The organism is Sphingomonas bacterium, assembly GCF_903644135.1.
In the GTDB taxonomy this organism is placed as follows: domain Bacteria; phylum Pseudomonadota; class Alphaproteobacteria; order Sphingomonadales; family Sphingomonadaceae; genus Sphingomonas.
The window spans coordinates 1-8910 of the sequence record NZ_CAHJXA010000093.1; the positions used below are offsets into that span (position 1 = coordinate 1).

Here is an 8910-nt window from a genome sequence, read left to right on the forward strand (position 1 = left end):
GAGGGTGACGGCGTCGCCGCGCTTGGCACTGCCGGCCGGGCTGCCTGGCGCGACGGGCGCGGGAGTGCGAGCGGGCTGAGCGGCGCGGGCGATGCCGTCGATACCGTGATTACGCGCGCCGGCGATGAAGGCGACATGCTGGTCTGGCGCTTCGCCCAGCCGGTGCGGCACAGCCCGATCGAGGCCTTGGCGGCGGCACTCTCGGGCGAGATCGGCGATCGACTAGGGGCGGCCGGCGTCATGGCGGCGCTGGTCGACCGGGAAGGGCGAGTGGAGGCGATGACCCGCGCGCTCGCCAGCCGTGCGCTCGGCAGCAGCGAGCGCGACACGGGAATGGACATGGCGACGCTGCTCGCCACCGACGCCGACCGGCTCCGTTTCGCGCGGGAAGGGAGTGGCGGCCGCCCGCTGCGCCTGCTGCCGGTGCCGCTGGAGCCGGGCGAAGGTGCGACCCTGCTGGTCCTACTGGACGAAAACGAGGTGCCGGCGGTCGACGCGAAGGCAGCGACCCATATCAGTGGCCTGGTCGCCTTGCTGCCGCTGGGCCTGGCGCTGGTCGGGCGCGACGGGCGGTTCCTTCAGATCAACGAGGCGTTCCTGCGCGCGGCGCAGGTCGATCCCGCTGCGCCGCCGCTCTATCCCGGCGACTTGGTGGTACGCGAGGACAAGGCGGCGATTGCCGACGCCGTGCGGCGCGTCGCCGGCGGCGCGACGACGCTGACCGCCGACATGGCGATCCGGCTGAAGGACCATCCCGGCGAACCGGTCGTCCTCACCATCGCTGGCGCGCGCGGGCTAGGTGATGCGGCGGTGCTGCTCAGCCTCAAGGACAATTCGGAGGAGCTGCGGCTGAAGCGCGAAGTGGCGCAGGCGACCAAGATGCAGGCGGTCGGGCAGTTGGCGGGCGGCGTCGCGCACGACTTCAACAACATCCTGACCGCAATCATCGGCCATTGCGACCTGATGCTGATGCGCCATTCGCCCGGCGACAGCGACTATGACGATATCCAGCAGGTGCGCGCCAACTCCAACCGCGCCGCCAGCCTGACCCGCCACCTCCTCGCCTTCTCGCGGCAACAGACGCTGCGGCCGCAGATATTGCAGCTCCCCGATGTGGTGTCGGAGGTGTCGATCCTCCTCAAGCGGCTGCTGGGCGAGACGGTGAAGCTGGTAGTCACCCATGGCCGCGACCTGGGTGCGGTGCGTGCGGACCCCGGCCAGCTGGAGCAGGTGGTCGTCAACCTGGCGGTCAACGCCCGCGATGCGATGCTCAGCGCCAATCCCACTGGCGGCGGCACGCTGACCATCCAGACTCGCTCGGTCTCGGCCGCCGAGGTCAAGCGGATGAACTCCGACATCCTGCCGCCGGCCGACTATACCGCCCTGGTGGTCAGCGACACCGGCACCGGCATCCCGATCGAGAACCTGCCCAAGATCTTCGAGCCGTTCTTCACGACCAAAGAGGTGGGGAAGGGCACCGGCCTCGGGCTCTCCACCGTCTATGGCATCGTCAAGCAGTCGGGCGGCTGGATCTTCGCCGACTCCGCTCCGGGCAAGGGTGCGACCTTCACCATGTACCTGCCGGTCCACGCCGCGACGGCAGCGGCACCAGTGCGCGGCGTCCGGTCGCCAGCCAAGCCGATGGACACCTGGGGCACCGGCACCGTCCTGCTGGTCGAGGACGAGGACATGGTCCGCGCCGTTGCCGAGCGTGCACTGGCGCGACAGGGCTATAGCGTCCTGACCGCCGAGAACGGCGAGGCGGCGCTCGACCTGATCGAGCGGAACGGCCGCCCCGACCTGTTGATCAGCGACGTGGTGATGCCCGGCATGGATGGCCCGACCATGGTCCGCCACGTCCGGACCCGCTACCCCGACCTGCCGATCCTGTTCATGTCGGGCTATGCCGAGGAGCAGCTGCGCAAGTCGATCGATCTCGACAATGTCGCCTTCCTGGCCAAGCCGTTCTCGGTGCAGCAACTGGCCGCCGCCGCCCGCGCGGCGCTCGCAACTCCTTGAGGCAAAAGGGGCTGGCTTTGTTCCGGTCGCGATACTAAAGCGGCGACAATGGCCGCGAACGGTATCCTGATCGTCGAAGACGAGCCCCTGATCGCGATGATGCTGGAGGATTTCGTCGAGATGTCCGGCAAGTCGGTGATCGGCAGCGCCGACAACGTCGCTGCCGCCATCAAGGCGATCGAGGGCGGCGGCGTCGAGGCGGCGATCCTCGACCTGAACCTGCGTGGCGGCGAGAAAAGCACGCCGGTCGCGGCGGCGTTGAGCGCGCGCGGCATCCCGTTTGTGTTCGCCACCGGTGGCGGCGACGACAGCGTCGACGCGAGCTTTCGCGACCGCCCCTGCCTCCATAAGCCGTTCACGATGGAGAGCGTCGAGCAGGTCCTCGCCTCCTTCTGACGCTTGCGTGCGCGTTGGGCGCACAGCATAGCGCCGCGGCTATGAGCAACCGTTTCGACAAGTCCCGCCTGCCCAGCCGTCATGTCTCGGTCGGCCCCGAGCGCGCTCCGCACCGCAGCTATTATTACGCGATGGGGCTGACCGAAGAAGACATCGCTCGTCCGTTCGTCGCGCTCGCCTCCGCTGGCAACGACAGCGCGCCGTGTAACACCTTGCTCGACGTCCAGGCCGACGCGGCACGCGCCGGCGTTATCGGGAATGGCGGGATGCCGCGCCGCTTCAACACCATCACCGTCACCGACGGCATCGCCATGGGCCACCAGGGCATGAAGTCGTCGCTGGTCAGCCGCGAGGTCATCGCCGACTCGGTCGAGCTTTCGGTACGCGGCCATTGCTACGACGCGCTGGTGGGGTTCGCCGGGTGCGACAAGTCGCTGCCCGGGATGATGATGGCGATGCTGCGGCTCAACGTGCCGTCGATCTTCGTCTATGGCGGCTCGATCCTGCCCGGCCGCTTCCACGACAAGGACGTGACGGTGGTCGACGTGTTCGAGGTGGTCGGCAAGTTCGCCGCCGGCGCCTGCCCGATCGAGGAGCTGCACGCGATGGAGAAGGTGGCCTGCCCTGGTCATGGCGCGTGCGGCGGCCAGTTCACCGCCAACACCATGGCCTGCGTCGGCGAGGCGATCGGGCTGAGCCTGCCCAACAGCAACATGGTCCCCGCGCCCTATTCGACGCGCGAGCAGATCGCGGTGGCGGCGGGGCATCAGGTGATGGAGCTGGTCGAGCGGGGCCTGCGCCCGCGCGCCATCTGCACGCGCGCCGCCTTTATCAACGCCGCGCGCGTGGTGGCGGCCACCGGCGGCTCGACCAACGCCGCGCTGCACCTGCCGGCGATGGCGAACGAGGCGGGGATCGACTTCGACCTGTTCGACGTCGCCGAGGCGTTCCGTTCGACGCCGTACATCGCCGACCTCAAGCCCGGCGGGCGCTACGTCGCCAAGGACATGTACGAGGCGGGCGGTGTCTACATGCTGATGAAGACGATGCTGGCGGGCGGCTTCCTTGACGGCGACTGCATGACCGTCACTGGGCGCACCTTGGGCGAGAACATCGATCAGGTGACCTGGAACCCCGACCAGAAGGTGATCTACGACGTGCGCACGCCGTTGTCGCCGACCGGCGGCGTCGTCGGCCTGCGTGGCAGCCTCGCCCCCGAGGGCGCGATCGTGAAGGTCGCCGGGATGCACCGGCTGATCTTCGAGGGGCCGGCGCGAGTGTTCGAATGCGAGGAGGATTGCTTCGCCGCGGTCGAGGCGCGCAGCATCGTCGAGGGCGAGGTGCTGGTGATCCGCTACGAAGGCCCCAAGGGCGGTCCGGGGATGCGCGAGATGCTGTCGACGACCGCCGCGCTCTATGGCCTCGGCATGGGCGAGAAGGTGGCGCTTATCACCGACGGGCGCTTCTCGGGCGCGACGCGCGGCTTCTGCATCGGCCATGTCGGGCCGGAGGCGGCCGACGGCGGCCCGATCGCGCTGGTCGAGGATGGCGACGCCATTCGCATCGACGCCGAGGCGGGGACGATCGACCTGCTGGTCGACGATGCCGTGCTCACCGAACGGCGGGGTCGCTGGCAACCGCGGGTCAACGACTATCAGGCGGGAGCGCTGTGGCGTTATGCGCAGGGCGTCGGTCCCGCCAGCCGCGGTGCCGTCACCCATCCCGGCGCAAAGGCCGAACGCCACGTCTATGCGGATATCTAGCGCCTCGGCTCTGGCGATGCTGGGCCTCGCCTCCGCCTGCTCGCCCTCCCAGCGCGCCGCCAATCAGACGCTGGCGGCGGTCGAGGCGGAGCAGCGCGCAGCCGCGGACGACGACGGCATGGTGCTATGCGCGCAAGGCACCGCCGCGCTGGCCCGCACCTGCAGCGTCGAGCAGGCCTCTACCGCACGCGGATTGGTGCTGACCCTGCGCCATCCCGACGGCAGCTTTCATCGCCTGCTCGCCACCCGCGACGGGCGCGGGCTGATCGCCGCCGATGGGGCTGCACCGGCCAAGGTTGCGGTGGTCGGCCCCGACCTGATCGAGGTGACGCTGGCCGGAGACCGCTATCGCCTGCCCGCTACCGTCAAGCAGTGAGCCGCCGCATCCCCTTCGGCGCGCCGATCGCGACCGCCGCCCAGATGCGCGCCGCCGAGCAGGCGGTGATGGACGGCGGGGTCTCGGTCGACGAGCTGATGGAGAGAGCAGGGCTGGCAATCGCGCGCGAGGTCCGCCGCTTCGCCGCGAATCGTCGGATCCTGATCGCGGCGGGACCGGGCAACAATGGCGGCGACGCCTATGTCGCGGCGCGCCACCTTGCCGCCTGGGGGCTGCAGGTCGCGGTCAGTGCGCACGGCCGGGCAGGCGAGGGCGCTGCGGCGCGCATGGCTGCCAGGTGGACGGGCAGAACCGTCGCGCTCGACGCCGCCGATCCGCGGCCGCTGTTCGTCGATGGGCTATTCGGGACTGGAACCAGCCGGCCGCTAGACACGACCACCGCCTCGTTGATCAGCCGCCTGCAAGGTGCGGCCGAGCTGACGATCGCGATCGATCTGCCAAGCGGTATCTTCGCGGACGGCACTGGTGTCGGCAACGGCGTCTCGGCCGACCTTACGATTGCGCTTGGCGCGCTCAAGATTGCCCATGTTGTCGGCCCTGAGGCTGTCAGATGCGGGCACGTCATGCTGGCCGACATCGGCGTGCCCGTCTGTACCAGCGTGACTACCATCGCGCCGCCGTCGTTGGCACCGCTGACGGGCGAGGTGCAGAAGTTCAGCCGCGGCATGGTCGCCGTGGTCGGCGGTGCGATGCCGGGCGCATCGCTGCTGGCGGCGAGCGCGGCGATGCGGGGCGGCGCGGGCTATGTCATGCTGACGGAGCGGCAGCCGAGCGGCGTCTCGCCCCACGCGCTGGTCCGGCGGACATTGCCCGACGCCGACGCGCTGGCATCGCTGCTCGACGACCATCGCATCGGCGCGGTGGTGATCGGGCCCGGACTGGCGCGTGACACGGAGGCTCGGGCTTTGCTCGATGCGACGCTGGCCTCGCGGCGCGACCTCATCGTCGATGCCGACGCGTTATCGCTGCTGGGCCGCGACGTCGGCCAGCGGATCGGGACGGCGCGGCGCACGGTGTTCCTGACCCCGCATGGCGGCGAGTTCGATCGGCTGTTCGGCGCCGACGGCGGCAACAAGATCGACCGCACCCTCGCCGCCGCGGCCGCAAGCGGCGCGATCGTTATCCACAAGGGCAGCGATACCGTCATCGCCACGCCCGACGGACAGGCCGTCGTCATGGCGAGCGCGACGCCGTGGCTGTCTACTGCCGGCACCGGCGACGTGCTCGCCGGACTGGTGGCGTCGCGCCACGCCCACCTCAAGGACCGTCCGTTGCAAGCGGCGAGCGAGGCGGTCTGGTTGCACGCCGCGGCGGCTGCCCTGGCGACGCCGCCGTTTATCGCCGACGACGTGGTTGCCCGCCTGCCCGACGCGCTCGCCGCGGCGACGTTGTGACCGACACCGTCGTGCGAGTGGCGGCGCGGGGAGAAGGCGTCACCGCCGACGGCCGCCACGCCGCCTTCGCCGCGCCGGGGGACCAGCTTGCGGCGGAAGGGAGCGTCTTGCCCGGCCCGCACCACCAAGTGCCGCCCTGTCGCCACTTCCCGGCGTGCGGCGGCTGCCAGCTCCAGCATCTCGACGACCAGGCCTATGCCGGGTTCGTGGTCGATCGCATCGCCGGCGCGCTGGCGGGGCAGGGGCTGTCGACCGCCATCCGCACGCCGCACCTGTCGCCGCCGCGTACCCGCCGGCGCGCTGCGCTCCATGCCGATCGCAAGGGCGGCGCGATCCGGATCGGCTTCAGCGAGGCGGCGAGCCACGCGATCGTCGACCTTGCCGAATGCTGGGTCCTCACCCCCGAGCTGTTCGCGCTGGTCGCGCCATTGCGGGGATTGCTCCAGCGGCTGGGCCCGAAACGCCGGGCGGAGATCCAGCTGACGTCGACCGATCAAGGGCCGGACGTTGCCATCACCGGCCTGTCGCCGACCAGTCTTGCGGCGGCGGAGGCGATCACGACCTTCTGCGAGCGCCACGGGCTGGCGCGGCTGACGTTCGACGACGGCCTGGGTCCCGAGACTCGCTGGGAGCCGCAGCCGGTCACCGTCACGCTCGGCGGCGTGGCGGTGCCGTTCCCGCCCGGCGGCTTCCTCCAGGCAACCGCCGATGGCGAGGCGGCGCTGGTGGCGACGGTCCGCGAGGCGGTGGGGCGACCGACGGCGACCGCCGACCTGTTCGCCGGGCTCGGCACCTTCGCGTTGGCGCTGCCCGGCAAGCTCTATGCGGCGGAGGGCTCGCGCGATGCGCTGCTGGCGCTGAAGGCCGCGGCGGCGCGGGCGGGGCGGCCGGTCTTCACCGAGCATCGCGACCTCTATCGCCGGCCGCTGACCACCGCCGAGCTCGACCGGTTCGAGGCGGTGGTGCTCGACCCGCCGCGGGCGGGTGCCCGCGATCAGGTCGCGGCGCTGGCCTTGGCACGGCCGCGCGTAGTCGCCTACGCGTCGTGCAATCCCAACAGCTTCGCGGCCGATGCGAAGACGTTGTTTGGCGGTGGTTGGCGGCTTGACTGGGTGCAGCCGATCGGCCAGTTCCGCTGGTCCACGCATGTCGAGCTGGTCGCGCGCTTCACTCGCCCGGATAGCTAGCCGCGACGAAGAACAGCCCGTCCGGCGGTGCGTTGAGCCCCAACGCCGCCCGGTTGTGCGCCGCCAGCGCCGCTGCGAGGTCGCCCACCGACCAGCGCCCCCACCCGACCAGCGCCAGGCAGCCGACCATCGAACGCACCTGATGATGCAGGAACGAGCGCGCCGCCGCCCGGATCGTCACCCGCTCGCCGTCGCGCGCCACCTCCAGCCGGTCGAGCGTCCGCAGCGGGCTGTCGGCCTGACAATGCGCCGAGCGGAAGGTGGTGAAGTCGTGCCGCCCGACCAGCAGCGCTGCCGCTGCCGCCATCGGCACCTCGTCCAGCGGCTGCGGCACCTGCCATGCCAGCCCGGCCTCATGGGTCAGCGGCGCGCGGCGGTTGACGATGCGATATTCGTAGGCGCGGCCGAGGCAGGAGAAGCGCGCGTGCCAATCGTCGGCAACGATCTCGCAGGCGAGCACCGCCACCGGAGAGGGCCGCAGCCGCGCGTTGAGCGCCTCCATCAGCCGGAACGGCACGATCGGCTTGGCGATGTCGACATGCGCCCGCATCGCCAGCGCATGGACGCCGGCGTCGGTGCGTCCGGCCGCGTGCACCGACGCCGCCTCGCCAGTGATCGCCGTCACCGCCGCTTCCAGCGCCTGCTGGACGCTGGGGCCGTGCTGCTGGCGCTGCCAGCCCATGAACGGGCGGCCGTCATACTCGACCGTCAGCGCGAACCGCGTCACGCCAGCCGCGTGCCGGGCGGGATCGCAAAGCCGCGCAGCATCTCGGTCGCGGTGGTGACGCCGCGCCCCGCCCGCTGGACCAAGGACAGCCGGATCGCGCCCTCGCGGCAGGCGATCGTCAGCGCACCGTCGAGCACATGACCGGGTTCGCCGCTACGCTCAACCAGCTCCGCTGCCAGCACCTTGACCCGCTCGCCCGCGACTTCGAACCACGCGCCCGGCACCGGCGCGAAGGCACGCACCTGCCGCTCGACCCTATCGGCCGAACCGGTGAAGTCCAGCCGCGCCTCGGCCTTGTCGATCTTGGCGGCGTAGGTCACGCCTTCTCCGGGCTGGTCGGCAGCCAGTCGATGCGGCAGGTCGAGCAGCGTCTCCACCATCATCGCCGCGCCGAGCAGCGCCAACTCCGCCGTCAGCTCGCCGGCGGTCTTGCCGCCGATCGGCACCCGTCCGTCGAGCAGCACCGGCCCGGTGTCGAGACCCGCCGCCATCTGCATGATGCACACGCCCGTCTCGGCATCGCCCGCCAGGATCGCGCGCTGGATCGGCGCAGCACCCCGCCAGCGCGGCAGCAATGAGGCATGGACATTGAGGCAGCCATGCCGCGGTGCCGCCAGCACCGGCGGCGGCAGGATCAAGCCATAGGCGGCGACCACTGCCACATCGGCGTCGAGCGCGGCGAACGCGGCCTGCTCCTCCGCTCCCCGCAACCGCTCGGGCGATTGCACTGCGATGCCCAGCGTCTCGGCGCGGCGCTGGACGGGCGAGGCGACCAGCTCGCGCCCGCGTCGCCCGCCGGGTCGCGGCGGCTGGGTATAGGCGGCGACCACCTGATGCCCGCCCTCAACCAGTGCGTCGAGCACCGGCACCGCGAACTCCGGCGTTCCCATGAAGACGATCCGCATCGCCCCCTCCTTTCGAACGCGCCCTTCCGCGCTGGCGGGGAGGCGCGCAACCCCCTATCTCCAGCGCGATGGCTTCCCCCGAGATCGAGACGTTGACCCAGGCGCTGTCGCGGCTGCCGGGG

Annotated in this window: 8 protein-coding genes; 6 read left to right on the forward strand and 2 right to left on the reverse strand. The window is 71.1% G+C overall.

Annotation, left to right across the window (positions count from 1 at the left end; genetic code table 11):
* From HUU96_RS06750 to HUU96_RS06775, 6 genes are all read left to right on the forward strand, one after another.
* A partial coding sequence (locus tag HUU96_RS06750) for a response regulator (protein ID WP_174292072.1) occupies positions 1 to 2019 on the forward strand: 2019 nt, incomplete at its 5' end.
* Positions 2020 to 2067: 48 nt separating this feature from the next.
* Positions 2068 to 2415, forward strand: a complete 348-nt coding sequence (locus tag HUU96_RS06755) for a response regulator (protein ID WP_174292073.1) — start codon at positions 2068 to 2070, stop codon at positions 2413 to 2415.
* Positions 2416 to 2456: 41 nt separating this feature from the next.
* The gene (gene ilvD, locus HUU96_RS06760) at positions 2457 to 4178 is read left to right on the forward strand and encodes a dihydroxy-acid dehydratase (RefSeq protein ID WP_174292074.1); all 1722 of its coding nucleotides are present in this window, start codon (positions 2457 to 2459) and stop codon (positions 4176 to 4178) included.
* Positions 4165 to 4554: a hypothetical protein gene (locus HUU96_RS06765; protein WP_254605070.1), complete on the forward strand. Its 390-nt coding sequence runs from the start codon at positions 4165 to 4167 to the stop codon at positions 4552 to 4554. Before ilvD ends, HUU96_RS06765 begins: the two co-directional genes overlap by 14 nt.
* Positions 4551 to 5969 (forward strand): NAD(P)H-hydrate dehydratase, encoded by a 1419-nt coding sequence (locus HUU96_RS06770; RefSeq protein WP_254605071.1) that lies wholly within the window; start codon positions 4551 to 4553, stop codon positions 5967 to 5969. Before HUU96_RS06765 ends, HUU96_RS06770 begins: the two co-directional genes overlap by 4 nt.
* A complete protein-coding gene (locus HUU96_RS06775) occupies positions 5966 to 7156 on the forward strand; it encodes a class I SAM-dependent RNA methyltransferase (protein WP_174292075.1) in 1191 nt (396 codons plus the stop codon). The genes HUU96_RS06770 and HUU96_RS06775 overlap by 4 nt, the downstream gene beginning before the upstream one ends.
* Here HUU96_RS06775 and truA read toward each other — a convergent pair.
* Positions 7137 to 7883, reverse strand: coding sequence for a tRNA pseudouridine(38-40) synthase TruA (gene truA, locus HUU96_RS06780; protein WP_174292076.1), 747 nt, complete (start codon positions 7881 to 7883; stop codon positions 7137 to 7139). The genes HUU96_RS06775 and truA overlap by 20 nt on opposite strands.
* Positions 7880 to 8788, reverse strand: coding sequence for a methionyl-tRNA formyltransferase (gene fmt / locus HUU96_RS06785; RefSeq protein WP_174292077.1), 909 nt, complete (start codon positions 8786 to 8788; stop codon positions 7880 to 7882). The genes truA and fmt overlap by 4 nt, the downstream gene beginning before the upstream one ends.
* Positions 8789 to 8910 lie beyond the last annotated feature (122 nt).

What these genes read in the sequence shown, in the direction of transcription:
- HUU96_RS06755 (WP_174292073.1), top strand. Translation starts at nt 2,068, where the DNA reads ATGGCCGCGAACGGTATCCTGATCGTCGAAGACGAGCCCCTGATCGCG.
- ilvD (WP_174292074.1), top strand. Translation starts at nt 2,457, where the DNA reads ATGAGCAACCGTTTCGACAAGTCCCGCCTGCCCAGCCGTCATGTCTCG.
- HUU96_RS06765 (WP_254605070.1), top strand. Translation starts at nt 4,165, where the DNA reads ATGCGGATATCTAGCGCCTCGGCTCTGGCGATGCTGGGCCTCGCCTCC.
- fmt (WP_174292077.1), bottom strand. Translation starts at nt 8,788, where the DNA reads ATGCGGATCGTCTTCATGGGAACGCCGGAGTTCGCGGTGCCGGTGCTC.